This window comes from Pseudomonas sp. JY-Q, assembly GCF_001655295.1.
Taxonomy (GTDB): domain Bacteria; phylum Pseudomonadota; class Gammaproteobacteria; order Pseudomonadales; family Pseudomonadaceae; genus Aquipseudomonas; species Aquipseudomonas alloputida.
Window position 1 is genome coordinate 2,392,218 of the sequence record NZ_CP011525.1, and the last position, 25,277, is coordinate 2,417,494.

Here is a 25,277-nt window from a genome sequence, read left to right on the forward strand (position 1 = left end):
TTGGCGATGAAGATCGCGCCCTGGGTCACTGGGTCGAACGCACGGCGGTTGATGAGGTTCCAGGTGCCATCCTCGGTAAAGCCATTGCTGTGCAACGGGGCGGAGCCGGCCAGGGTGTGAGCGGCCCGAATAGCCGCCTCACTGCCCGGCCCCGAGTTTTTGCAACTGTGCGGCAAAGCGGGCTTTGGCCCGCGCCGGCAAGCTGGCCGGCAATTCGGCGGTAGGCGCATCACCGACCTGGATCACCATGACCATGCCCATGGCCACGTGCGGAATGCACTGGATACCGTATACGCCCGGCACGCGGAAGGTGTGCTCGAACGGCTGGTTCAGCTTGCTCTTGAACGGCTCGGCACCGGTGGGTAGCAGGCCCGCCACGCTGGCGGCATTATGCCCGCTGTGGCTCGGCAGGAAGCGCACGCTGTCGCCGGGGGCAATGCGCAAGTGGTCAGGCTCGTAGACCATGGCGCCGTCGCTGCCACGGTTGAGCATTTTCACTTCATGCACTTCGGCCAGTGCGGTCGGGGCAAGCAGGGTGCTGGTGAGCAGCAGGGCGACAGGGCGCAACAGCATGGGCAAGGCTACCAGGTTCAGGGGGCGCGAAAGCGCAGGATGCGCGCGCCGTCGAAAGGGTCGGTGAGGTAGTGGGCGTGGACGCCGAAGGTGCTCAACAGGCGCTCGGGGGTAAGCACTTCGAAGGGGTTGCCGAGGGCGACCAGACGGCCCTTGTCGAGAACCGCGACACGGTCGCAGGTCAGCGCCTGGTTGAGGTCATGCAGCGCTACCAGGGTGGTGACCGGCAGCGCCTGCACTTGTTGCAGCAGGCTTAGCTGATGCTGAATGTCCAGGTGGTTGGTCGGTTCGTCCAGCAGCAGCACCTGCGGCCGTTGGGCCAGCGCACGGGCGATGTGCACACGCTGGCGCTCGCCACCGGACAGCGACCCCCACAGGCGCGTGCGCAGGTGCAGGGCGTCGAGGTCGGCCAGGGCTTGCTCGACGATGGCGCAGTCCTGCCGGGAGAACGGTGCCAGGGCCGAGAGCCACGGCGTGCGGCCCAAGGCAACCGCGTCGAACACGCTGATCGCATCGAGTGTGTCGGCCTGTTGCTCGACCAGTGCCAGCGCTTGGGCAACACGGCGGCGGGGCATCTGTGCCAGTGGCTCACCCAGGAGCTGCACGCTGCCGCAGGCGGGTTTGCGCAGCCCTGCCAGCAACTTCAACAGCGAGGACTTACCCGAGCCGTTGGGGCCGACGATGCCCAGGGTTTCACCGGCGACAACGCTGAGATCGATAGCGCTGAGCACGGTAGTGCCGGCCAGTTGCAACCCCAGCCCATGGCAGGCCAGCGGGGGGATGCGAACAGCGGTCATGGCTGTCATGGGCGCCCCCGTCGGCTGACCAGAATCAGCGCGAATACCGGGGCACCGATCAGCGCCGTAACCACGCCCACCGGGATCACCTGGCCGGTGATCAGCGTGCGCGAAAGAATGTCCGCCACAATCAGAAACAGCGCACCACCCAGTGCGCTGGCGGGCAACAGACGGCTGTGCCCGGGGCCGAGCAGAAGGCGCAGGGCATGGGGTATAACCAGCCCGACAAAACCGATGGCGCCGACAATGGACACCATCACAGCCGTCACCAGCGCTGCACAACTGATCAGCAGCAACTGGGTGCGCCGCACCGGGATGCCCAGCGAGGCGGCCGAATCGGCACCGAAGGTAAAGGCATCCAGCGCACGGCGATGCCACAGGCACACCAGCAAGCCGAAAATCGCCACCGGTACGGCCAGCCACACCGAAGGCCAGCGCACGCCGCTCAGGTTGCCCAGCAGCCAGAACAGGATGCCGCGCGCCTGCTCGGCGGTGGCTGACTTGGTGATCAGGAAGGCGGTCAGTGCATTGAACAGCTGCGAGCCGGCGATACCGGCAAGGATGACCTGTGCATTGTTGCTGCTGGGGCCGGCCGCGCGGGCCAGCACCAGCACCAGGGCGAATGCGGCCCCGGCGCCGATGAAGGCCCCAGCAGACATGCTTAATGCCAGGCTACCCAGCCCCAGCAGGCCGACCAGTACCGCGCCGGTCGAGGCGCCGGCAGACAGCCCCAGCAGGTAGGGCTCGGCCAGTGGGTTGCGCAACATCGCCTGCAGGATGACACCGCAGGTGGCCAGCCCGGCGCCGCAAGCGGCGGCGACCAGGGTGCGGGTCAGGCGGTAGTTCCAGATGATGCCGGCGTCGATCGGGTCCACCGGGTAATCGGCTTGCCACAGGTGGTTGGCCAGCACCTGGCCAACCACGCTGGGCGACAGGTTGGTTTCGCCAATGGCGGTACCGGCCAGCAGGGCGGCCAACAGAGCGGCCAGGGCAACCGCGATGCAGGGTAACAGGCGGTTCATCACGGGGCTGCTTTACCGCTGGCGAAGGCCGTGGACAGCGTCTGCACGCCGCGGAACAGGCGAATGCCGGCCTGCATGGCGTCAGCGTCGAGGATAATGATGCGGTCGTGCTTCACCGCGTCCATGTTGCGGGTTACCGGGTCACTGCGCAGGAATTCGAGTTTTTTCTGGTAGTCGTCGGCGGGGAAACGGCGGCGGTCCATACGCGCGATGATCAGCCAGGTCGGATTGGCCTTGGCCAGGGTTTCCCAGCCTACGCTTGGCCATTCTTCGCTGGACTCGACCACGTTGCGCACACCGAGGGTGCGCAGCATGAAATCGGCGACACCTTGGCGGCCGGCCACATAGGGGTCGATGTCAAGGTCGGCGCTGGAGAACCAGAACAGCGCCGAAGTTGCCGACAGGTCCTTGCCGGCCAGTTGTGCCCTGGCGCTGTCGAGGCGCCCTTGCAACTCGGCGTTCAGGGCCGCGCCGCGGTCCTGAACGTCGAAGATCTCGGCCAGTTGGCTGACGCTCTTGTAGATGCTGTCTACCTGGAACGCTTGCAGGCGGGTGCCGTCTGCACCGACCAGGTTGTCCTTGCCCTCGCAGTCCGATGGCAGCACGTAGGTGGGGATCTTCAGCTCATCGAACTGCTCGCGGGTGGCGACCACGCCCTGGGTACCGACCATCCATTCGAACTGCGCCGCGACCAGCTGCGGGCGCTTGCCGACCACCGCCTCGAAGCTGGGGTCGTTGTCGGCCAGGCGCGGCACCTTGGCGTTCACCGCCTGGTATTCAGGCAATACATTGTTGAACCACAGCGAGGTGCCCGCCAGCTTTTCACCCAGCCCCAGGGCATAGAGCAGCTCGGTACCGGCCTGGCCGATGGTGACGGCGCGCTGCGGCGCCTGGGCAAAAACCTGCGGCTTGCCGCAGTTGTCGACCGTCAGCGGATAGTGGGTGGCAGCGGCCTGGGCCAGGCCAGTGAAGCCTAGGCCAGCGAGCAGGGTGGCGAAACGGGGCAGCATGCTGGGCGATCTCCTATCGGACAGTTCTGGTGAGGAACGCACGGACAGGCATCGCCGAGGCCCAGCGGGTGGCCGGGGCAACACGGATGGCCAATCCCGGACACCCCGCCGGTTGGTGAATGTAGGCCGGCAGGTCTCCTGACTGGTGCGTCACGGCCCGGCTCCGGCCTTCCCGGGCGGCAGGCCCAGTGGCATTGATGGAGCAGGCTCGGCACCTACAGTTGCGGGGGCAGTTCCGTTTGGCCCGTATTGGCAGGCCTGGGATTCCCTGTTAGTTCCGTGGTGGAAACCGGCGGCCCGCATGGTAGACCATCGCGTCGCCAGGTGAAAACGCTTTTCAGAAGTACTTCAGCCAACGGATGTCGCGGCGACGCTGCTTCAGGCGGGCGAACCCGCGCACCGGCAGGTACAGCGAAACCGCCAGCAGTACTGCGCTCAGCCATATCGCTGCAACACCGTTGAAACCGAAGTAGTCGCCATGGTTGAGCCCGAATAGCGCCACGCAGGCCAGGTACAGCAGCTTCAGCACATACAGGTGCAGCAGGTAGAAGAACATCGGTGCCGCACCGAACACCGCCAGGGCAGTGATCCAGCGCGCCAGGCCGGCCCGTTCGAACGCGCGTAACAACAACAGGCCGCAGCCCAGGGTCAGGGTCAGGAACAGCAGCGACGGTGGGTATTTGGTGATGTTGAAGAAGCTCATCAGGGTTTGCGTGAAGGTTGGGTAACCGCTCCACGGCGCCTCACCGTAACCGTTGAACATGCGCAGCAGGACAAAGCCAAGCAGCGCGAGCAAACCAGCCGCCAGCAGGTGTTGCTGGCGTTGCCCGGCATCGCTGCCGCGGGCGAACCAGGGCCCCAGGCCGTAACCCAAGGCGATGACGCCGATCCACGGCAGCACCGGGTAAGACGTGCGCAGGTGCAGGTTTTCGGAAAACGCCAGCCAGCCGCGATCATGCAGGATTGCCCACGGCACATGCAGGGCTGAATCCACGCCAAAGTGCAGGCCGTCGAGCAGGTTGTGGCCGGCGACGATGCTGGCGCCCAGGGCGAGCAGTGCGGCGCGTGGCAGCCACACCAGCAGCGACAGGGCGATCATGCTGACGCCGATGGCCCAGATCACTTGCAGGTAGATCACGCTCGGGGGCAACTGGAAGGTCCAGGCGAAGTTGACCAGGGTGAACTCCAGCACCACCAGGAACAGCCCGCGTTTGAACAGGAACGCCGAGACGTCGCCACGGCCCTGATGCTTCTCGCCATACAGCCAGGCCGACAGGCCGGTCAGCAGGACGAACACAGGCGCACACAGGTGAGCGAGGGTGCGGCTGAAGAAAAGCGCCGGTTCCGTGGTGTCGATGGCCATGGGGTCGCTGACCTGGCGGTGCAGGAGGAAAGTCTCGCGGACGTGGTCCAGGAGCATGAACAGGATCACCAGGCCGCGCAGGGCATCGATGCTCTGCAGGCGCTGGGTGATCAGCGTGGGCGTGGCGCTGGCACTTGTCATGGGTTTTCTAATAGGAATGAATTTCATGTGAAACGTTATCGTATAACAAGAAGCTAAAAGGGAATAGAGGTTTTTGTGTGGCCTGTGCCGGGCTCTTCGCGGCACAAGCCACCCAGATCAGAAGCTGTAATCCACCGTCGCGAAGTACGACCGCGGTATCCCCATCAACCACTGCTGCCCGCTGAACGCCGACTGCACATACTCGCGATCGAACAGGTTGTTCAACTGCAACCCCAATTTCACATCCGGCAGCACCTGCCAGGCGATGTTGGCATCGACCACGGTGTACCCGGGGGCGCTCTGGGTATTGGCGGTATCGGCATAACGCTCATCCACATAGCGCGCCCCAATGCCAGCCTCCACCTGCTGGCCGAAGCCTTTGCTCAACCAAAGGTTGGCGGTACGCCGTGGCACGTTGGCCGGCCGGTTGCCTGCCCGGTCCTGCGGCAGGCCGCCGACCATTTCGTCGAAGTCGTCGTACTTGGCGCGTACCAGCGATGCGTTGGCCGACACCTGCCACTGATGGGCCAGGGCCAGCTCCAGCGTCGCTTCCAGGCCATCGGAGGTCTGCTGCCCGGCTTGTTGCTTCTCGTGCGTGATGGGGTCGTCCACCAGCAGCTTTTTCTTGACGATGTGGTAGGCGGCAAGCGTCCATTCGCCACGTCCCTCCCAAAAGCGCTGCTTGAGGCCGACCTCGGTCTGCTTCGCCTCGGTCAGGTCATAGTTCATCTGCGCGGGGCTGAGGCTGATGAGGTTGTTGACCCCATCCTCGCTGGTCGAGTACTGGCCGTACAACGACAGGTCGTCGTTGAGTGCATACACCAGCCCGACGCGCCAGTTGCCCCCTTGCAGGCTGCGATCGCTACGGCTGTCGTTGATCAAGTTGTTGCGGTCGATGTGGTTCTGGTCGCGACGCACGCCGGTAACCAAAGACAGGCGATCGCTCAATTGCAGGCGGTTCTCGGCAAACAGGGCAAAGGTATGGGTGGTCGAGAGCGTTTGCGGCCGCAACGGCGAGGCGCTATGGAACCCGCCGGGCTGCGGCTGCCATGGGTCGAGGTAGTCGCCGCCGACATCGTTGTAGGGTGAATTGCTGTCGACGTTGAAGCGCACCTTGTTGTACTCGGCACCGAGCACGGTCTTGCTGGCCAGGCCTAACAGGCTGTGGTCGAAGGTGAAGGTCTGGCGGTCACCGAACTGTTCCTGGTTGTGCTTGATCTCCAGGTAGCTGCCGCGCAGCAGTTGCTGACGCCCGGTGTCCCAGCTGTAGTCCTCGGCGTTGCGCCAGTGGCGGCGGCTTTTGATGTAGTACAGCTGGTTGCTGGCGCTGAGCTGGTCGTTCAGCGCCCAGTCGGTCGTGAGCCGGGTCCATTCATCAACGTACTGCTGCACGTCGTTCTGCACGTTGTAGTTCTTCTTGCGCAGGCTGCTGCGGTAGTGGCCGTCGATCAGCGGGGTACCGTAGTAGTTGGCAGGTTGTGCATCGCCGCGGTCATGGGCCAGCGTGAAGCTGAGGTCATCACTGGCATCGAAACGCAGCGCGGCGCTCAGGGCCAGGCTACGTGAAGCGGTACGGTCGACCCAGCCATTGCCGGCCTGTTGGTTCAGCGTCAGGCGGTAGCTCAGGCGCTCGCTGAGACTGCCGCCGCTGTCCAGGCCGAGCTGCTGGCGGTCCCACGAGCCGTAACCCAGGCGCAGGTGGTTGCGCACCTCGCCGGCAAAAGGTTTTTTCGGGATCACGTTGATCACTGCGCCGGTGGCGCCTTCGCCATGCAGTACCGAGGCCGGGCCGCGAATCACCTCGATGCGTTCGACCATCCACGGGTCGACCGGGAAGGTCTGGGTGCCGGCACCGGTGTACAGGCGCGCGCCGTCGAACAGGGTCATCACTGAGCTGTGGCCGGCAAAGCCGCGGGCAGACAGGCCTGTACCGCCGTCCCCCGGGGAGCCGACGAAGGTAATGCCCGGCGAGCGGGTCACTGCATCCTGCACCGTGATGTTGTTGCGCTGCTGAATCTGCCGTTCGCTGATACTGCTGGTGCTGGCCGGTGTTTCCAGGGCGCTGAGGCCAAGGCGCGAGCCGGCCTGGGTCGGCGTGGCCAGGTCGATGGTGCGGTTGTCCTGGGTGTCGGTGATGGCCGTGGAAGGCAGGGCCAGAGGCTGCGGGTCGCGGTCATCAGCCAGCGCCGGCAGGGCAACGGCCAGGTAGGCCGCCAGGGGGTGAAGTTTGAACATACGGGACATGTCGTTCCACTGCTGCAGGAATGAATGGATCCCGGTGGAAAACACGCAAAGGCGAACCATGCAGGCAGGCGCGCGCACGGATTCCGGCCTGCGCCCGCCCACCGCGGGTTGCCAAGTGAAGCTCCAGGCCGGTCTCCGGGCTTGCGAGGGGCATGAAACCTTCACCTTCCCATGCTTGAGCACAGTGGTATCTCGAAGGGTTCGCTCGCTTACCGTTGCGGGGGCAGCACCGGACTTGTCGTGGGCAACACGACGCACCGGTTTCCCGTTTCACCCTGCGCGCGGCGGCGCAGGGCACCTGAAACTGGCGCGCATCTGACCATTGAAAGGCTGGGGCGTCAAATGTTGGTGTGCTGTGAATGCTGAGAAAAAACAACAGGTTGTGCGTTTTTGCGGCGCCGGAGCCCCATTTGGCAAGAACATCAGGCCCCAGCGTGATGAGTTGGCTGGGGAGGCAGGCTTGCCTGAAAAGCTAGCGCCCGCGGCGCCGCGATACCCGTGCCTCGATGTTCTTGCGCCCGATCAGCAGCGGCGGCTTCTCCACCACCGGCTCATCCGCCAGCCATTTGTACATCACCAGGCAGTCCACCAGCCCCAGGCGGGCATGACGGTAGGCCTTGGGCAAACGGCCGACTGTTTCAAAGCCCAGCTTGTGCCATAGCGCCACGGCCACTGCGTTAGTGGCTACCACCGAGTTGAACTGCAATGCCAGAAAGCCTTCCTGGCGCGCCAGCTTTTGCGAGTGCTCGCACATCAAGCGCGCCACGCCCCGGCCGCGCGCCTGTTCGCAGACCATGTAGCCGCAATTGCCTACATGCGCACCAGGCCCGGCAGCATTGGGCTTGAGGTAATACGACCCCAGTAGCTCGCCATCTTCTTCGGCCAACAGCGTGTGCAAGGGCAGCTCCAGCCACAGCTGGCGGGCTTGCTCGAAGCTCAGCGCCGGGTCGAAAGCGTAGGTTTCACGGGCTTGGACAATGGCCTGGAAGGTGGGCCAGAAACGATCAAAATCTTCCGGCGTCATGGGGCGAATGTGGATCATGCGGGTTCCTGCGCGGGGTGAGCCGCCCAGTCTGGGTGGCGCGGCGCCGTCGCGCAAGGGCGACGACGCCGTTTGTGCTCAACCGTTGGCCTTGCCCACCGCGTCCATTGCGCGGGCCGAGTACACCAGCGCGGCACCGGCGTTCATGGCCACGGCCACGCCGAGGGCCTCGGCAATTTCCTCGCGGCTGGCACCCGCTTTGACGGCCTGCTGCGAATGCACGGCGATACAGCCGTCGCAGCGGGTGGTCACAGCCACGGCCAAGGAGATCAGCTCGCGGGTCTTGGCATCCAGGTGGTTGGTTTTGGCGCCTGCACCGCTGGCGGTCATGTAGCCGGCTACGGTGTCGGGGGAGAGTTGCTTGAGATCGCCGATGCCGGCCATCAACTGCTTACGGTAGGCGTCCCAGTCCATCATGCTCATCGTCTTCACCTTGGGGGGTTGCGAGTGGAGCTTTCAGGCTAGTCGAAGCGTGGCACGTGCGAGGCGGTACTTTGGTGGGTAAACGCAGGTCACTCGTACAGTGGCCTGCGTTGAGCCTTCAGATGTAGATGAACACCAGCACCAACGCCGCGACCACTGCCCATTTTTCCAGGTAGTAGCGCAGGCGATTGCGCTTCTTCAGCGCCTTGCCACGTTCGCGGATCTTGTAGATGCGGGTGAACAGGCGGTTGATGCCACCGGTCTTGTCGCTGGCATCGTTGGGCGCAGCGGCAGCGGCCATCACGTTACGGCTGAACCAGCGGTTGAACGCGGTTGCCCAGCGGTACTTGAGCGGGCGTTCGACGTCGCAGAACAGGATGATGCGGTTGTGCTCGGTGGTGTTGGCTGCATAGTGGATGTAGGTTTCGTCAAAGATCACCCCCTCACCATCGCGCCATGCGTATTTCTCGCCGTCCACGTCGATGTAGCAGCCGTCGTCATTCGGGGTATCCAGGCCCAGATGGTAGCGGTACGAGCCGGCATACGGGTCACGGTGGCGCACCAGCTTGGCTCCCGGAGGCAGGGTAGCGAACATGGCGGCCTTGACCGTGCCGATGCCTTGCAGCAGCTCGGTCGTGCGTGGGCAAAGGGCCATTGCCGACGGGTGGCTTTCGCCATACCACTTCAGGTAAAAACGTTTCCAGCCGGTCTTGAAGAACGAGTTGAAACCGACGTCATCGTAATTGTCGGATTTCTTGATTTCGCCTACGTGCAGCAACTGGCGGCCTTCCTCACGGATCTCCTGCCAGTGGTCCTGCAGCGGTTTCAGTTCTGGAAAGGCCTCGACCGGCAGGTAGGGCTTGGCCGGGTGTTTGGAGAACAGGTACAGGAAGCTGTTGATCGGGGCCAGGAAGCTGGAGTGGTCGCCCAGCTGGCGAGTCAGCTTGTGGCGAACCCGACCGCGCAGGTGAACATAGGCGATCGAGAAGACGAAGATAAGTACGAGTGCAATTTTCATGGACGTTTACTTGTCGAAAAATGGCCATGCGCCGAGGCATGAGCCCGCCAGCATAAACAATCATGGGGGCAGTTTGTACTTATTGTTACCAAACTGCGGGGCGACATTGGTGTAATACCCTACAGTCTTGCGCAAACGTTTCATGTCAGGGAGTTTGTATGGTTCAGGATATACGCCCCAGCGGTAGCCCGTTCAAGCGGCTGTTCTTCGCCTTGCCGGTCAGCGACGCGCAGCGCCGTGACCTGGCCCAGTGGCGACGCGGGCTGAACCTGCGCAGCGGCAAACCGGTGCCGGCGGCCAACTTCCATGTCACGCTGCTGTTCCTCGGCGATGTAGATACCGCCCAGGTGCCTGCGATCTGTGCGGCAGTCGATCAACTGGCATTGCCGGCCATGGCACCGCGGCTTCTGCTTGACCGCTTGCAGGTGTGGCAGCGGGCCGGCGCGCTGGTGCTGGAGCCACAGCAGACACCGCCAGCCCTGTTGCAACTGGTGTACGGCTTGCAGCAGGCACTGCTGCCGTTGGGGGTGGATGCGGCCAACCGTGAGTATCGGCCACACTTGACCCTGTCCAGGGATTACCGCGGGCAACCCCCCGAGGCCAGCAGCGCGCCGGAGTTCTACCTCAGCGCGCGCCACTTCACGCTTTACGAGTCACGCAAGGGCGCTTACCGGCCCTTGGCGCAGTGGCCGCTGGCAGGCTGACCCGCCGGGCGAAAAACGCCTTGTCCCGGATGCGTACCTGCAGGGGCTGTTCAGATCGGGTGATTACACCGGCATGCTTTGGTAAGGCAATTCATCCCCTGGGCTGCGTTCGAACTGGCGCTTGTATTCGCGGCTGAACTGCGAGGTGCTCTGATAGCCCACCCTGTGCGCAGCCTGTGCCACGCCCAGGCCTTCGCCAATCAGCATCTGCTGCGCCTTGAGCAGCCGCAAGCGCTTGAGGTACTGCATCGGTGCCATGTCGGTGCAGCGCTTGAAGTGTTCATGGAAGGTCGAAACGCTCATGTTGGCCCGCGCGGCCAGTGCCTCCACGCTCAGCGGCTCGGCGTAGTGCTCGCGCAGGTGGGCGAGGGCGGCACCGATGCGGGCGAAGTGCCCCTGTTGCTCCACCAGTGCCCGCAACACACCGGCCTGCGGGCCGCGCAGCGCGGTATACAGCACCTCGCGTACGCGCGCCGGGCCCAGTACCTTGGCGTCAAGCGGGTCCTGCAGGCAGTGCAGCAGCCGTTCCACACTTTCGCGCATTGGCGCATCCAGTGCTGCGGAGGTCATCGATTGCGGTGTTTGCGCCTGCACTTCAGCGTCCGGTGCCAAGCCCATGCTCTGCACCAACTCGCCCAGCACGCCACGGTCGATGCCCACCGCCACGCCCAGCAATGGCGCGTCAGGGGTGGCGAAGGTTTCGCACATGAACGGCACCGACAACGCCTGCACCAGGTAATGCCCGGCGCCGTACTCCAGGGTGCGCGGCCCCAGGCGTGCCAGCTTGCTGCCCTGGGCCAGGATCATGAGGCTGGGTTCGTAGATCTGTGGGCTGCTGGCCACATAGTGGTCCCAGCTCAGCACCTGCACCTGGGGCAGGAGGGTGGGCACGAAGCCCGGGCGCGTGGTGAGGCTGCGGATCAGTGAGCAGAGCGGCGCATTGGCATCGACGTGACGGGTCAGTTGCATGGTGGACCAAGGGCAGAGAATCAGACAGCTTGATCATCGCAGATTGAGGGCGTGGCGCCAGCTATAGCTTGGCATCTTCGTAGAATCAGGCATGCATGCCGGAGAATCAGCCGTGGGCGAGGCGGCGAACGACGCGCAAAATGCGTCGCCTGAATCGTTTCACTTCACTGCGAGGCCCTGCATGTATACCGCCATCGGTTATGCCGCTCAAACCCCCACCAGCCCCCTGGCCCCCATGACGTTCCAACGCCGCAGCCCGCGCCCGGATGACGTCGCCATCGACATCCTGTACTGCGGCGTGTGCCACTCCGACATCCACCAGGCGCGCAACGAATGGGGCATTGCCGTGTACCCGCTGATGCCGGGCCACGAGATCATCGGCCGGGTCACGGCGGTGGGCGACAAAGTCACCGCGCACAAGGTCGGTGACCTGGTGGGCGTCGGCTGCATGGTCGACTCGTGCCGTACCTGTGAAGCCTGCGCCAAGGACCTGGAGCAATATTGCCTCGAAGGCCCGACCATGACCTACGCCACCCCGGACCGGGTCGATGGCAGCAACACCATGGGGGGGTATTCCAGCGGCATCGTGGTCAGCGAGCACTTCGTGGTGCGCATACCGGCCGGCATGGACCTGCCCAGCGCTGCACCTATCCTGTGTGCCGGCATCACTACCTATTCGCCGCTCAAGCACCACGGCGTTGGCCCGGGCCACAAGATCGGCATCCTCGGCATGGGCGGCCTGGGCCACATGGGCATCAAACTGGCCAAGGCCCTGGGTGCGGAAGTGACCCTGTTCACGCGCTCTCAGGCCAAGGCCGAGGAAGCGCGCCGCCAAGGGGCCGACCATGTGATCGTCTCCACCGATGCCGAGCAGATGCGCGCCGCTGCTGGCCGTTTCGATTTCCTGCTCGACACCATTCCGGTGCAGCACGACCTCAACCCGTACCTGGAAACGCTGAAGTTCGACGGTGTGCACATCCTGGTTGGCCTGATCGAACCGATCGACCCGGCATTGCATGCGGCCAACCTGGTGATGAAGCGCCGGGTGCTGGCGGGGTCGTTGATCGGGGGGATTGCCGAGACTCAGGAAGTACTGAACTTCTGCGCCGAGCACGGCATCCGTTGCGATATCGAGATGCTGGATATCCGCAACATCAACCAGGCCTATGAGCGGATGATTGCCGGGGATGTGAAGTACCGGTTCGTGATCGACATGGCCACGTTACAGGGCTGATGGGTCGGTTGCCTGTACGGGCCTCTTCGCGGGCAAGCCCGCTCCTACACAGGGGTGATGTAGGGCTTGCGCGCGTTGGGGCCCGTACAGGCAGCACCGATGCAGCCGTTTTACCAGGCCATCGGCTTGTCCCAGCCCTTCCAGAACAACCATCGCCGCACCTCGCCGTGCGCCCCGGTACCGATCTGCCACTCGGGCCGCCCGCTATCCAGCGCAATCACCGAAATAACCCCCGCATGGCTCGCCGCTACCAGCGTCTGTCCGTCGGCGCTGATATCCATCGCACTGATGGTCGATCCCAGGTAATGCTGCCAATGCTCCGTACCCTCTTCGCCAAACGCCCGCAGGTAGCCATAGGCATCACCCACAATGTACTCGCCATCGCGCGCAACCCCCGCATACACCCTTGCGCCATCCTGCACCAGCGGGGTACGCGGGTCCTGGCTGTAGTAATCGGTATTCAGCCCGTGCAGGTCTGCCACCCTCACGGCCAGCGTGGCACCGGCGTAGAAATGGCAGGCATTGACGATCAACTGGTCACCCGCGCGGTTGAACAAGGCAAAGTGCGGGTATTCGCTGCCCGGGCCGATGTGCGCCAGCGGCTTGAGTCGTTCGTCCAGAACAAGGTGTCGGCTGCCTTGCTCACCCACGACGATCAGCCGGCCATCCGCCGACACCGCACCATGCTCCATGCTCAGCCCCAGGCTGATGTCGTCCGGGTCGGTGCCCTCGGCCAGCTCATCGAGCACGCGTGTCTGCTGTGGCAGCAGGCGAGTCGCACCTTGAGTGGCCAGCACGAAGATACCTTCGGCACTCACCAGCAGCACTCGCTGGCCATCGGGGAAGGGGATCAGCGCGGTCGGTGTGGGCGGCAGGTCGAACGGCTCGAACGGGTAGCCTGGCGGCAACCCCTCCAGCCCGGTAGGCCAGGCCAGGCGCTGCACTTGCGGGCCGCCCCAGCCATCGGTCACACGCACGCCCTCGGCATTGGCCAGGGCGAAATAGCGCCGCGCCGGGCAACGGCCAAAGTGTTCGATGCCGATGACCGGGGTTACCCCATGGTGATCGATACGCACCACCTGGCCCTTGTCGTAAGGCATACCGATGCGGGCCAGCAGGCTGCCATCTTCCAGCAGCAGGACATGGCTGATGCCTTGGCCGTGGTCTTCGAGCAACGGTATCAAGGGGTGGTGTGCGGGTGGCCAGGCCTCGCGAAATGCCTGACGCTGCGGTTCGTCCATGCCAGGGCGGTTGGCTGCCTGCAGGGCTGCCAGCCAGGCGTCGAGCAGGTGTTCGGTGGCGGGTGCCTGCGGCTCTTCGAGGTTGTCCCAGCCGTGCGCACGGCCCTGCGCGACGTAGTCGTTGACGGCCTGGGCATAGGCGATGACTGCCTGCTGCCACTGCTGCTGGGGGTGCTGCTTGTCCATGAGCGGATCGGGCTCCTTGTTGCACGCGCGTTTCACACAAAGCGCGCATGGTACTCCTTCTGCCTGCCCTGCGGTTGTGAGGCCCCAGCTTGACGCGTACCATGCCGGGCATTCCTATCCATAACAAAACGTACGTTGGCACCCCTGCAAGCGGGTGGCTGGCGTGCGACCTGTTGCTTTGTCTGCGGAGAAGCGGTTTCCACCCATGAACGGACCCATACCCACACACCTGCCACCCACAACGGGCAGCGGCAGCTGGCTGAGCGTCATCGCCCTGGCCTTGGCGGCCTTCATTTTCAACACCACCGAGTTCGTCCCGGTGGCGCTGCTCAGTGACATTGGCCGCAGCTTCGACATGAGCACTGCCCAGGTCGGCCTGATGCTGACCATCTATGCCTGGATCGTGGCGCTGGCCTCGTTGCCCATGATGTTGCTGACCCGCAACATCGAACGGCGGCGTCTGCTGCTGTTCGTGTTTCTGGTGTTCATTGTCAGCCACTTGCTGTCGTGGCTTTCGCAGAGCTTCGCCATGCTGCTGGTCAGCCGTATCGGCATTGCCCTGGCGCATGCGGTGTTCTGGTCCATCACCGCCTCGCTGGCGGTGCGTGTGGCGCCGCCGGGCCAGCAGGCCAAGGCGCTGGGCCTGCTGGCCACCGGCACTACCCTGGCCATGGTCCTGGGCATCCCGCTGGGCCGTGTGGTGGGCGAGGCACTGGGCTGGCGCATCACGTTCCTGAGCATTGGCGGGGTAGCGCTAGCCACCATGCTGTGCCTGATGAAATCGCTGCCGCTGCTGCCCAGCCAGAACTCCGGTTCGTTGCGCAGCCTGCCGGTCCTGTTCAAGCGCCCGGCACTGGTCATTACCTACTTGTTGGTGACGCTGGTCATTACCGCGCAGTTCACGGCCTACAGCTATATCGAGCCGTTCGCCCTGCACGTAGCGCAGATCGGCGGCGACCGCACCACACTGTTGCTGCTGTTGTTCGGCGGTGCCGGGGTTTTTGGTTCGTTGTTGTTCAGCCGTTACAGCGACCGCTTCCCGCATGGCTTCCTGGTGGGTTCGATCGGGGTACTCGCCGCGTGCCTGTTGCTGATGTTGCCGCTGTCGGGCAACTTCTATGTGTTCGCAGTGCTGAGCATGTTCTGGGGCGTGGCCATTCTCAGCTTCAGCCTGGCGCTGCAGTCCAAGACCCTGAAGCTGGCGTCCGACGCCACCGATGTGGCCATGGCGCTGTTCTCGGGTATCTACAACATCGGTATTGGCGGGGGTGCGCTGCTGGGCAGTATCGTCAGCAGCCAGATGAATGTGGCGGATATCGGCCTGGTGGGCGGCAGCGTGGCAGTGGTCGGGCTGGTACTGGCCGTTGCCAGTACCCGGCGCTTTCGCGAGGCGTTGGCACGCTGAGCCGGGGCCGCTCAGGCCCCTTGCCGGTCAAGTAGAGACTCAGGCCAATACGGCAGCCCATGCCGATATCAACAAAACCCCCGCCAGTACCTGGTTGAACACCCGCAACCGCCCCGGTGCCTGCAGCCACCGGGCGCTCCCCACCCCCAACACCGCCCACGCGGCCATGCTCGGCAGAGCGATCAGCAAGAACACCAGCGCCAGCTGCCACACTGGCAACGACGGCGCGGCAAATACCCCGACCACCGCCACGGCCATCAACCACACCTTGGGGTTCACCACCTGCAACGAAGCCGCGCTGAGCGCACTGAAGCCTGGCGCCGTGGTCGTGTGGAGCGGGGCGGCGGCACTGCGCAGCATCTTCCAGGCCAGGCTACTCAGCCACAGCACCCCGGCCCAGCTCATCAGCTGTTGCGCCAGGGGGTGGCGCAGCAGCAGTTCGCCCAGCCCCAGCCCGACGAGCAGCACAATGGCTGCAGCCGCGCCACACGCCGCCACGATCGGCGCCAGGCTTGCGCGCAGGCCCCGGCGGGCGCCATGGGCCAGGATCAACAGGTTGGTCGGCCCCGGGCTGATACTGGACACCAGGGCAAACAGAATGAAGGGCAACAACGACTCAGACATGGTTCATGGGCTCCGTAACATCGAAGCACCATGCTCGCTGCCCGCCGGCACTCAGTCTGGAAGGTTTGAGCAGCGCCTGCGGTAGTCGGCCGGGGTCAACTGGTAGGCGCGGCGGAACCAGCGCCCCAGGTGGCTCTGGTCGGCAAAGCCCAACGCCACGGCCACTTCGGCCGGTGTCTGGCCTTGGGCAAGCAGGCGCCGCGCGCGGGCCAGGCGCAGCTGGATCAGGTAGGCATGGGGTGCAATGCCGAACGCCGCCTTGAACGCACGCGTCAGGCGAAAGCGGTCAATGCCGCAGGCCTGGGCCAGGTCCTCCAGGCCGATGTCGCGCTCCAGATTGGCATGCAGGAAGTCCCGGGCGCGCTGTGCGGTCAGCGGCAGGCGCGGGTCGGGGTTGATGCGGCGGCGCCAGTGCAGGTGGCGGGTCAGGCAGGCCAGCAGATCGTCCATGGCCGTTTGCCTGACGATGCGCAAGTCCTGGTCATGCACGGCCCTGAAGGCCAGGGCGGTGGCCCGTGCCAGGCGTTCGTCGTGGCACAGGGTGTCGGCGAAGCTGGGCAGGCTGTCGCCCGGCGCGTGCTCGTACAGCGCGCGCAGCTGTTGGTCGAGCCAGGCGGGCTCCAGGTACAGCGTCGAATAGGTGAAGCCTTCTTCGGTGGGCGCCAGGCCATCGTGGATGTCGCCAGGCTCAAGTAAAAATACCTGCCCCGGCGTGCTGCGGTGGCGCACCCGGCGGCAGTTGAACTGCTGCACGCCCTGTTCGGTCACGCCGACCAGGAAGCTGTCGTGCCAGTGGGGATCATAGGCATGGCCGACAAAATGCGCGCGGACCGACTCGATGCCGGTGTCGGCGTCTTGTTTGAAGTCGATCCAGTTGCTCATGGACGGGTACCGTGGGGTAAATGGCAACCTTAGCGCAATGCCCCCGGCTCAGTCTGGAACGATTGTGCAGCCGTTGGTCAGTGCCCGGGCGCGCAGGGCCTCGAAGCGTTCGCGTAGCCACAGGTGCAATTGCTTCACGGCCGGTGTGAGTTGTTTGCGATGAGGGCAGACCAAGGTCAGCGGGGTAGGCTCGCCGAGCAATTCGGGCAGGACCATTTCCAGTTCACCGGCCGCGATGTTGGCGCTGACATCCAGCCACGACTTGTAGACGATACCTTCCCCCTGGATGGCCAGGCGGCGGATGACGTCGGCATCGTCACTGACCAGCGGCCCACGCACCTGCACGGTGCGGTTACCCAGCTGCCACTTGTCGTACACCCGGCTGTGCTGCATGTACAGCAGACAGGCATGCTGCTGCAGCGCGTCGGGGGTAAGCGGGCGGCCGTGGCGGGCCAGGTAGTCGGGCGAGGCCACCAGCACTCGGCGGTTCCATTCGGCCAGTGGCAGGGCGATGTAGTTGGCATCCTGGTTGAGGCCATAGCGGATGGCCACATCCACAGGGTCGCGGTTGAGGTCGGCCATCTGGTCGGACAGGAAGAAGCGCAGTTGCAATGCCGGGTGGTCGCGGCGGAAAGCGCTGAGCCAGGGCAGCAGCATGTTGCGGCCCATGTCGGAAGGGGCCGACACCTGCAGGGTGCCGCGCAGGCTATTGGGGTTGCCATGCAGATCTTCATGGCCCTGGCGCAGGCTTTCCAGCACATTCAGCGCGGTTGGCAGGTAGCGCTCGCCCTCGGCGGTCAGGCGCAGGCTGCGGGTGGTGCGGGCGAACAGGCGTACATCCAGGTCGCGTTCCAGACGTTTGATCGCGGCAGCCACCTGGCCCGGCAGCAGGCCGGCTTCATGGGCGGCGGCAGTGAAGCTACCCAGCACGCTGCTGCGGGCAAACAGTTCGAGGTCGGTGATGCGCAGCATTTTCATTCCAGGGATGAAAGTGTTGTTACATTGTGCCGCTTTTTCTTTTTTGCTGGAAAGATAAGATGCCCGGCAAATCCACTGTTCATCCCGGAGTTGTCGCATGGATACCGTATCGCTGGCCAAGCGCCGTTACACCACCAAAGCTTACGATGCCTCACGCCGCATTCCCCAGGCCACCGTCGACGCCCTGCTCGAACAACTGCGTCACAGCCCGTCGTCGGTCAATTCCCAGCCCTGGCATTTCATCGTCGCCGACACGGCCGAAGGCAAGGCCCGCCTGGCCAAGAGCACTGCTGAGGGTTATGCCTACAACACGCAGAAGCTTTTCGATGCCTCGCATGTGATCGTGTTCTGCACCCGTACCGAAATGACTGAAGAACACCTGAACGCCGTGCTCGATCAAGAGGCTGCCGATGGCCGTTTCCGTGATGAGCAAGCGCGCGCCGGGCAAAACCAGAGCCGCAGGCACTACGTCAACCTGCACCGCTTCGACCAGAAGGATGTGCAGCACTGGATGGAAAAGCAGACCTACCTGGCGTTGGGAACTGCCTTGCTGGGTGCAGCGGCGCATGGGCTGGATGCCACGCCGATCGAGGGCTTCGACAGCAAGGTCCTCGATGCCGAACTGGGTTTGCGTGAGCGTGGCTTTACCAGTGTGGTGATCCTGAGCCTGGGTTACCGCAGTGAGGCGGACTTCAATGCCGGGCTGAGCAAGTCGCGGTTGCCGGCATCGCAAGTGTTCACCTTCCTGTGAGGTTTCCGGGGCCGCTGTGCGGCCCTGGCAACGCTGGCGGTTAATCTGGCAAAGCCCAGACGTCGACCGCCCGATCAGGCAAACTGGCAATGACCCGGCATATACCGCATACTTATCGGCAAATGCCGAAAAGGAGCCTGCCATGCTTGCCGAAGTGCTTCGCGACAACGGTTACCACGAGTACCGGGCGCGCTTGCAGGCGCTGCTGGACATTCCCGAGCTTGCCAGTGATTTCGAAATCCACACCCGCATCACCGATGGTTTTGCCGCCACCTGGTTGGTAAAGCTGACCGAACGCGGTGTGCTCACGCCGGTGGAGCGCGACCAGATCATCCCGCTGCGCACCCTCAAATCCCGTATCGAGCGCGACCAACCGCTGACCGTGGATGAGAGCGATCGGCTGTTCCGCTCGGCCCACATCACCGCCATGGCCGAGGCTGTGTTCGGTGAAGCGGGCAAGGCCAAACGCTGGCTTTCCAAGCCCAAGGAGCGTTTCTCGGGGCTGACGCCGATGCAGATGCTCACCACCCAGCAAGGCACCACGCAGGTCGAAGAAATGCTGCTGCAGATTGCCGAGGGCTATGGCCTGTGATTTTGTGGCGAATCAGCGCCTATGCAGACTTGAGTGGTACGGGGGGCTTGCGTGTAAGTGGCCGCTGGCACCAGGCGGGGCGGCCGGTGGTGTATGCCGCCACCAGCCCTCCCGGGGCGATGCTGGAAGTGTTGGTGCACCTGGAGATCGACCCCGAGGATTTCCCGACCACCATGCGCTTGCTTCGCATCGAACTGCCCGACACGGTTTCCCAGGCACAGTTGCCCGCTTTGCAGCCCGGCTGGTCTGCTCACCCTGAGTTGACCCGTACGCTGGGCAATCGCTTTCTGGATGACGGTTCGGCATTGCTGCTGCCGGTGCCAAGCGCGATCATGCCCAGCACCACCAATTACCTGTTCAACCCACGGCACCCGCAGGCGCAGAGCGCGAAAATCCAGGTTGAGGATTTCACCCCGGACAGCCGCCTGTTCTAGCCTCTGTACGAAAAGTCTTGAGACGCAGGTCAGGCAAGGCGAAAACAGCCGAGGTGGTCACCACAGTGCGGCCGATGCTGTCGTCAGCACTCGGCCAAACACTTCGAGCGCCTTGTCCACGTCAGCCTCGGTGCTGAAACGGCCGATGCTCAAACGCACACTGTTGCGAGCCTGACGCTCATCCAGCCCCAGTGCCAGCAGCACATGCGAGGCAGCGTTGCTCGCCGAGTTGCAGGCCGAGGTGGTCGACAAGGCCAGTTCGCCGGCCAGTGCCGCACTGTTGAAGCCTTTGCTGTCGATGCACAGGTTCAAGGTATGGGGAATGCGTTGCTTGGCGCAGCCGTTCAGGGTAACGCCGGGCATGGCCAGCAGGCCTGTGCGCAGGCGTCTTGCCAGTTGCTCGAGGCGCTGGTGCTCGCTGTCGCCAGGTTGGCCGGCCAAGGCAAAGGCGCTGCCCATGCCCGCTATCTGATGGGTCGCCAGGGTGCCGGAACGCAGGCCCTGCTCATGGCCGCCGCCGTGCATCTGCGCACGCATCAGCACGCGGGCGCGCGGCCCGACATACAGCGCACCGATGCCTTTTGGCCCGTAGACCTTGTGCGCCGAAAAAGACATCAGGTCCACGGCCATCGTATGCAGGTCGATCGCCAGCTTGCCCACGGCCTGCGCGGCATCCACGTGCAGAAGGGCACCGTGGGCACGCACCTGCTCGCCGATCGCGGCAAAATCGGTGACCGTGCCCAGTTCGTTGTTGACCGCCATCAGCGACACCAGGCGGGTGTCAGCGCGCAACGCAGCCTGCACGCTTGCGGGCTGGATCAGGCCGTCGGCATCCGCTGCCAGGCGTGTAACGGCCCAGCCCTGGCGCTCCAGTTCGGCCACGGTGTCGAGCACGGCCTTGTGTTCCAGCTGGCTGGTGATCAGGTGCCCGGGCTGGCCGATGCCTTGGGCAATACCCTTGAGTGCCAGGTTGTTGGACTCGGTCGCACCCGACGTCCATACCAGATGCTCGGCGTGCGCGCCGACGCACTCGGCGACTTGCTGGCGCGCTTGGTCCACGGCGTGACGTGCAGCCTGGCCGAAGGCGTGGCCGCTGGACGCCGGGTTGCCGAAGTTGGCCTGGTTGCCCAGGCAGGCGAGCATGGTTTCGATAACCCGGTCGTCGACTGGGGTAGTGGCGGCGTAATCGAAGTAGAGTGGGGCGCTAGGCATTGAGGGCGGGTCCGTGTCAGTGGCCGTGAAATCGGCGATCATTGACGTAAGCGTACCTGCCAGCAGCGGTATTTTTTTCGTTTCCCTCAGGTCGATTCGCGATTATTTTAGAAAAAAATTCTCTATCGAAGATCTTTCATGGGATTTTCTACTTTGCCTGGTGAGGGCCATGAAGGGTCCCTCGCCGGCACCGTCAGGGCTCCAGAGCCTTCTCTTCCTCTGCAACCACGCGCTCGCACAATTCCGTGATCTGCTCGCGCATCCAGCGGTTGGCCGGGTCCTGGTCGGTGCTTTCATGCCAGTACAGGTGCGTTTCCAGCGCAGGTACCTCCACCGGCAGCGCCTGATAACGCAACTGATGGCGACGGGCGAAGCGCTCGGGGACCGTCATCGCCATGTCGGTCTGCTGCAACACCTGCGACGCCATCAGGTAGTGTTGCGAACGCAGGGCGACCTTGCGTTGAACACCCATCTTGCCCAGCGCCAGGTCGACGTAACCCAGGCCGTTGCGGCGGCTGGAGATATGGATGTGGGTCATGCCCAGGTAGCTGTCGAGGGTCAGCTTGCTGTCGGCCAGCGGGTGACCTTGGCGCAGGGCGCAGACATAGCGGTCTTGCATCAGTTTGATGTGGCGCACCTGCGGGTCGGTGTTCAGTGGCGCGTCGATGGCAAAGTCCAGGCGGCCGGCCGCGAGTTCCTTGGTGGTCTCGCGGCGCTTGCACAGGAAGCTTTCAATCACGACTGCCGGCGCCAGACGGCGCAGGCGCTGGAACAGCGGCGGCAGGATGACCGCCTCGGTCAGGTCGGTCATGCTGATGCGGAAGGTCTTGTTGGCCTGCTGCGGGTTGAAAATGCGGCTTTCCTGCACCGAGGTCCGCAGCAGCGCCAGCGCGTTGCGCACAGGGCCGATGATGTTCTGCGCCATGGGGGTGGGCACCATGCCTTGCGCGGTACGCACGAACAGCGGGTCATTGAAGGTTTCGCGCAGGCGCGACAGGGCATTGGACACTGCCGGCTGGGTAATGCCGACGATCTGCCCGGCGCGGGTCAGGTTGGCTTCGGTGTAGATCGCATCGAACACGATGAACAGGTTGAGGTCGACCTTGCTAAGGTTCATGGGCGCCGCTCTTTGTTGGAATTATCGGCCGATCATATATCGGTTATGAATGTTTATACACGCGGAAAATAGACTAGGTGGATGGAGCAATGCTGCTCTAGGCTCTGGCCCAAGTACTCCGAACTGTGAAGGTAGCCCAGATGGATTTCGCCTATTCGCCCAAGGTCCAGGCACTGCGCGAGCGTGTCACTGCGTTCATGGACGCTCATGTCTACCCCGCCGAAGCCGTGTTCGAGCGCCAGGTCGCCGAGGGTGACCGCTGGCAGCCCACTGCAATCATGGAGGCGCTCAAGGCCAAGGCCCGCGCCGAAGGGTTGTGGAACCTGTTCCTGCCAGAGTCGGAATACGGCGCCGGCCTGAGCAACCTGGAGTACGCCCCGCTGGCTGAGATCATGGGCCGCTCGTTGCTCGGACCGGAGCCGTTCAACTGCTCCGCGCCGGACACCGGCAACATGGAAGTGCTGGTGCGCTATGGCAGCGAGGCGCAGAAACGCCAGTGGCTGGAGCCGCTGCTGCGTGGTGAGATCCGCTCGGCGTTTGCCATGACCGAACCGGACGTGGCCTCCTCGGACGCCACCAACATGGCTGCTACCGCCATACGGGACGGTGACGAGTGGGTGATCAACGGCCGCAAGTGGTGGACTTCCGGCGCCTGCGACCCGCGCTGCAAGGTCATGATCTTCATGGGCCTGTCCGACCCTGAAGGGCCACGCCACCAGCAGCATTCCATGGTGCTGGTGCCGACCGACACGCCAGGCGTGAAGATCGTTCGCCCGCTGCCGGTGTTCGGTTATGACGATGCGCCCCATGGTCATGCCGAAGTCCTTTTCGAAAATGTGCGGGTGCCGTACGAAAACGTGATCCTTGGCGAAGGCCGCGGATTCGAAATTGCCCAGGGCCGCCTGGGCCCTGGCCGTATTCACCACTGCATGCGCTCGATCGGCATGGCCGAGCGCGCACTCGAGTTGATGTGCAAGCGCTCGGTGGAGCGTACTGCTTTTGGTCGGCCACTGGCACGCCTGGGCGGCAACGTCGACAAGATCGCCGACTCGCGCATGGAAATCGACATGGCCCGGCTGCTGACGCTCAAAGCGGCCTACATGATGGACACCGTCGGCAACAAGGTGGCCCGTAGCGAGATCGCCCAGATCAAGGTGGTGGCGCCGAACGTGGCCTTGAAAGTGATCGACCGGGCTATCCAGATACATGGTGGGGCAGGGGTAAGTGGCGATTTCCCGCTGGCCTACATGTATGCCATGCAGCGCACCCTGCGCCTGGCTGACGGGCCGGATGAAGTGCACAGGGCGGCGATTGGCAAATACGAGATTGGCAAGTATGTGCCGGTGGAGATGTTGCGTAGCGGGCGGTGAACGCGTCAGCCTGCGCCGGCCCATTCGCGATTAAACCCGCGCCTGCAGTGATTGCGCAAAGTCCTGCAACTTGTAGGACGTATCTGAATTTTGGCTGAGGCCACTTGAATCTCCCTTGCTGGTGATAGGTTTCCAACCTGAATCAAGTACAGGGAGTTCATATCTGCGCGTCAATCTAGAGGGGAAAGGTCAGGCGGTAGACGGCGATGTCACCACAACGGGTGCTGTCTGTATTGCGACGGGGGCCGGCTATCTGGACGAAGGCCGAATGGTGCTCCGTGAAGGCGACCACACCACGCCATGCCCTCTTTGTGGGCAGGCGGGAACTGTCGCCGAAGGTGTGGATCACTTTATTTCAGATGGCCAGCGGGTGGCTATGGATGGTGCGTTGGTTGTCTGTGGCTGTTCGCCGGGCACCAACCGGGTAGTCGCGCCCTTGTATGAGGCTCCGCCGTCCATGCACTCCATTGCAGGGCGTGCCAATACCCACGCTGCCGAGCTGTCACCCACCTTCAACCCCGAGCGCTTCTCCCAACCGGTAATAGGTGCACTGCCTGGTTCGCTGGAGCCTGGCTTCTACGTGGTTCCACGACGCATGTCGTTTCCCCAGATACTGCTTCAACTGGCCGGTCACGATTCCACGTTGCCGATCTCACGGTTACAGCGGCTCAACCCCACGTATGCGCAAGGGTTCAAAGCTGGGGAAATCTTCGTTATCGGTGATCCTGACAATGGAAATGCCTGCACGCGCGAAGAGGGAGAGCTTATGGCGGCTGCGCAGCATGCGCGGCGTGCGCTGGAGGCACTCGACTACGTCGAAGCGGATTTCATGATGCAGCACCAGGCCGAAATCGCCGGCTTGCTCAGCAACGCCAGTCTGTCCATGGGCGTGGGCAAGGACATGCTGGATCAAGGCTTGAAACAAGTAAGCAATACCTTGACCAGCATCGAGCAATTGCACCAGCGTGAGTTCATGCACCATGGCCATTTGAATAGTCCGGGTTTCTTCGCCGAGCGCAGGCGGTTGTTGCAGCAACTGGATGGCCAGTTGAAAGCGGCGTTGCTTAATAAGCAACTGAATCTGGGGAGCTATGAGCGGCTGAAGAAGAGCTTGAATATCTCTACCAAGAGCCTGGTGCACCATTGGTCGAAAGCGGGCGGACCGGGGCAGATTCCGGGGTATGCGACACATCTTGAGAAGGTGGCGCGGTTAAGTAAGTACCTGCAATACGGAGGGTATGCAGCGATTGGGCTGGGCGGGACCTCGTCTTATCTGAAAGTAAATGAAGTCTGTCGGGCCGGGGAGACTCGTGCTTGTCGAAAGGTTCGGTTTACTGAAGCGGGAAATTTTGTAGGGGGTCTAACGGGAGGGTTGGTAGGCGCCTCTGGTGGAGGTGCTGCAGCAGCTGCGTTATGCGGTATTTTTGCGGTGGGTACCGGTGGGTTTGGTGCAGTGTGCGGGATTGCGATCGTTGGCGCAGCCTCTTCTGCAGGCGCTATTGGTATTGGCGCCCTCGGAGAGCGGACCGGTGAACTCCTTCATGAGGTGACTGATGATTGACTTTGACAATTGGTCCCCATTGTTGCAAATAGGATTCCTGATTGCGCCTTTCGTCCTGGGCCTTGCGGGGATCGCTATCAATGTGAAAATTGCTTTGTCGGGTGATTTTGATGTCGCCCTTTCAGCGATCACGAGCAACCCCTATCTTGAGCAGATGAAACCCGTATGGGGCGGACGAAACCTAAGGCATCGATGCCTACTGATGAGTACAGTAAGCGCTTTGGTCACATTCCCAAGGTTACATTTACGCCTCGGATGGTTGAACGAAGCGGAGCTTGACAATTTTCCCCCAAAGTTGAGGCGAGATATGGGAGCAGCCCTTTGGTTGATCTTGATTGCCTCACTTTGGGGAGCGGTTGGTTACTTCATCATCAAGCAATGATT

Annotated in this window: 25 protein-coding genes and 2 riboswitches; of the genes, 9 read left to right on the forward strand and 16 right to left on the reverse strand. The window is 63.4% G+C overall.

The genetic code is table 11. The features are described 5' to 3' along the window. Positions 1–138: 138 nt before the first annotated feature. From AA098_RS10860 to lpxO, 9 genes are all read right to left on the reverse strand, one after another. Positions 139–573: a pseudoazurin gene (locus AA098_RS10860; protein ID WP_054888681.1), complete on the reverse strand. Its 435-nt coding sequence runs from the start codon at positions 571–573 to the stop codon at positions 139–141. A 17-nt stretch (positions 574–590) separates the two neighbouring features. Beyond that, entirely contained in the window at positions 591–1,379 is a 789-nt protein-coding gene (locus tag AA098_RS10865) for an ABC transporter ATP-binding protein (protein ID WP_054888682.1), read from the reverse strand. Then, positions 1,376–2,392 carry an iron ABC transporter permease gene (locus tag AA098_RS10870; protein WP_003250493.1) on the reverse strand — a complete coding sequence of 339 codons (1,017 nt, stop codon included), beginning with the start codon at positions 2,390–2,392 and terminating at the stop codon, positions 1,376–1,378. The genes AA098_RS10865 and AA098_RS10870 overlap by 4 nt, the downstream gene beginning before the upstream one ends. Beyond that, the gene (locus tag AA098_RS10875) at positions 2,392–3,402 is read right to left on the reverse strand and encodes an ABC transporter substrate-binding protein (protein WP_064614210.1); all 1,011 of its coding nucleotides are present in this window, start codon (positions 3,400–3,402) and stop codon (positions 2,392–2,394) included. The genes AA098_RS10870 and AA098_RS10875 overlap by 1 nt, the downstream gene beginning before the upstream one ends. A 110-nt stretch (positions 3,403–3,512) precedes the next feature. Next, positions 3,513–3,711, reverse strand: a riboswitch (cobalamin riboswitch). A 28-nt stretch (positions 3,712–3,739) separates the two neighbouring features. After that, on the reverse strand, positions 3,740–4,906 hold the full coding sequence (locus AA098_RS10880) for a DUF1624 domain-containing protein (RefSeq protein WP_060544830.1): 1,167 nt from the start codon (positions 4,904–4,906) through the stop codon (positions 3,740–3,742). Positions 4,907–5,023: 117 nt separating this feature from the next. Then, positions 5,024–7,150, reverse strand: a complete 2,127-nt coding sequence (locus AA098_RS10885) for a TonB-dependent siderophore receptor (protein WP_064615188.1) — start codon at positions 7,148–7,150, stop codon at positions 5,024–5,026. Between the two features lie 108 nt (positions 7,151–7,258). Next, positions 7,259–7,467: riboswitch (cobalamin riboswitch) on the reverse strand. A 155-nt stretch (positions 7,468–7,622) separates the two neighbouring features. After that, the gene (locus AA098_RS10890; protein ID WP_003250500.1) at positions 7,623–8,192 is read right to left on the reverse strand and encodes a GNAT family N-acetyltransferase; all 570 of its coding nucleotides are present in this window, start codon (positions 8,190–8,192) and stop codon (positions 7,623–7,625) included. Between the two features lie 78 nt (positions 8,193–8,270). Further along, the gene (locus AA098_RS10895; protein ID WP_014591592.1) at positions 8,271–8,615 is read right to left on the reverse strand and encodes a carboxymuconolactone decarboxylase family protein; all 345 of its coding nucleotides are present in this window, start codon (positions 8,613–8,615) and stop codon (positions 8,271–8,273) included. Positions 8,616–8,733: 118 nt separating this feature from the next. After that, entirely contained in the window at positions 8,734–9,633 is a 900-nt protein-coding gene (gene lpxO / locus AA098_RS10900) for a lipid A hydroxylase LpxO (RefSeq protein ID WP_003250504.1), read from the reverse strand. A gap of 158 nt (positions 9,634–9,791) precedes the next feature. Here lpxO and thpR point away from each other — a divergent pair, with 158 nt between their 5' ends. Further along, positions 9,792–10,337, forward strand: coding sequence for an RNA 2',3'-cyclic phosphodiesterase (gene thpR, locus AA098_RS10905; RefSeq protein ID WP_064614211.1), 546 nt, complete (start codon positions 9,792–9,794; stop codon positions 10,335–10,337). 63 nt (positions 10,338–10,400) lie between these two features. On the opposite strand, the gene AA098_RS10910 is transcribed toward thpR, so the two are convergent. Beyond that, entirely contained in the window at positions 10,401–11,306 is a 906-nt protein-coding gene (locus AA098_RS10910; protein WP_003250509.1) for an AraC family transcriptional regulator, read from the reverse strand. Positions 11,307–11,487: 181 nt separating this feature from the next. Here AA098_RS10910 and calA point away from each other — a divergent pair, with 181 nt between their 5' ends. Next, on the forward strand, positions 11,488–12,540 hold the full coding sequence (calA, locus tag AA098_RS10915) for a vanillin reductase (protein ID WP_064614212.1): 1,053 nt from the start codon (positions 11,488–11,490) through the stop codon (positions 12,538–12,540). Positions 12,541–12,650: 110 nt separating this feature from the next. Here calA and AA098_RS10920 read toward each other — a convergent pair whose 3' ends face one another. After that, positions 12,651–13,967: a hypothetical protein gene (locus AA098_RS10920; RefSeq protein ID WP_064614213.1), complete on the reverse strand. Its 1,317-nt coding sequence runs from the start codon at positions 13,965–13,967 to the stop codon at positions 12,651–12,653. Between the two features lie 205 nt (positions 13,968–14,172). Between AA098_RS10920 and AA098_RS10925 the strand changes: the two genes are divergently transcribed. Further along, on the forward strand, positions 14,173–15,372 hold the full coding sequence (locus AA098_RS10925; RefSeq protein WP_014861778.1) for a sugar transporter: 1,200 nt from the start codon (positions 14,173–14,175) through the stop codon (positions 15,370–15,372). A 39-nt stretch (positions 15,373–15,411) separates the two neighbouring features. On the opposite strand, the gene AA098_RS10930 is transcribed toward AA098_RS10925, so the two are convergent. The 3 genes from AA098_RS10930 to AA098_RS10940 are packed head-to-tail and all read right to left on the reverse strand — an operon-like array spanning position 15,412 to position 17,850. Further along, on the reverse strand, positions 15,412–15,996 hold the full coding sequence (locus AA098_RS10930) for a LysE family translocator (RefSeq protein ID WP_004573728.1): 585 nt from the start codon (positions 15,994–15,996) through the stop codon (positions 15,412–15,414). 51 nt (positions 15,997–16,047) lie between these two features. Then, entirely contained in the window at positions 16,048–16,878 is an 831-nt protein-coding gene (locus AA098_RS10935) for an AraC family transcriptional regulator (RefSeq protein WP_003250518.1), read from the reverse strand. A gap of 48 nt (positions 16,879–16,926) precedes the next feature. Continuing rightward, on the reverse strand, positions 16,927–17,850 hold the full coding sequence (locus AA098_RS10940) for a LysR family transcriptional regulator (RefSeq protein ID WP_064614214.1): 924 nt from the start codon (positions 17,848–17,850) through the stop codon (positions 16,927–16,929). A gap of 103 nt (positions 17,851–17,953) precedes the next feature. Between AA098_RS10940 and nfsB the strand changes: the two genes are divergently transcribed. From nfsB to AA098_RS10955, 3 genes are all read left to right on the forward strand, one after another. Further along, positions 17,954–18,607: an oxygen-insensitive NAD(P)H nitroreductase gene (gene nfsB, locus AA098_RS10945; RefSeq protein WP_064614215.1), complete on the forward strand. Its 654-nt coding sequence runs from the start codon at positions 17,954–17,956 to the stop codon at positions 18,605–18,607. Between the two features lie 142 nt (positions 18,608–18,749). After that, positions 18,750–19,199, forward strand: a complete 450-nt coding sequence (locus AA098_RS10950) for an antitoxin Xre/MbcA/ParS toxin-binding domain-containing protein (RefSeq protein ID WP_003250525.1) — start codon at positions 18,750–18,752, stop codon at positions 19,197–19,199. Beyond that, positions 19,196–19,633 carry an RES family NAD+ phosphorylase gene (locus AA098_RS10955; RefSeq protein ID WP_019751987.1) on the forward strand — a complete coding sequence of 146 codons (438 nt, stop codon included), beginning with the start codon at positions 19,196–19,198 and terminating at the stop codon, positions 19,631–19,633. The genes AA098_RS10950 and AA098_RS10955 overlap by 4 nt, the downstream gene beginning before the upstream one ends. A gap of 57 nt (positions 19,634–19,690) precedes the next feature. Here the strand turns inward: AA098_RS10955 and AA098_RS10960 are convergent, their stop codons facing one another. After that, entirely contained in the window at positions 19,691–20,845 is a 1,155-nt protein-coding gene (locus AA098_RS10960; protein ID WP_060537721.1) for a cysteine desulfurase family protein, read from the reverse strand. Between the two features lie 193 nt (positions 20,846–21,038). Continuing rightward, the gene (locus AA098_RS10965) at positions 21,039–21,962 is read right to left on the reverse strand and encodes a LysR family transcriptional regulator (RefSeq protein ID WP_004573723.1); all 924 of its coding nucleotides are present in this window, start codon (positions 21,960–21,962) and stop codon (positions 21,039–21,041) included. A gap of 140 nt (positions 21,963–22,102) precedes the next feature. Between AA098_RS10965 and AA098_RS10970 the strand changes: the two genes are divergently transcribed. The 3 genes from AA098_RS10970 (at position 22,103) to AA098_RS10980 (ending at position 25,275) form a co-directional block, all read left to right on the forward strand. Further along, on the forward strand, positions 22,103–23,332 hold the full coding sequence (locus tag AA098_RS10970) for an acyl-CoA dehydrogenase (protein WP_003250533.1): 1,230 nt from the start codon (positions 22,103–22,105) through the stop codon (positions 23,330–23,332). A 163-nt stretch (positions 23,333–23,495) separates the two neighbouring features. Further along, complete coding sequence (locus AA098_RS10975; protein WP_060537723.1) at positions 23,496–24,893, forward strand: PAAR domain-containing protein; 1,398 nt, start codon at positions 23,496–23,498, stop codon at positions 24,891–24,893. After that, a complete protein-coding gene (locus AA098_RS10980) occupies positions 24,886–25,275 on the forward strand; it encodes a hypothetical protein (protein ID WP_060537715.1) in 390 nt (129 codons plus the stop codon). Before AA098_RS10975 ends, AA098_RS10980 begins: the two co-directional genes overlap by 8 nt. The last annotated feature ends 2 nt before the right edge of the window (positions 25,276–25,277 follow it).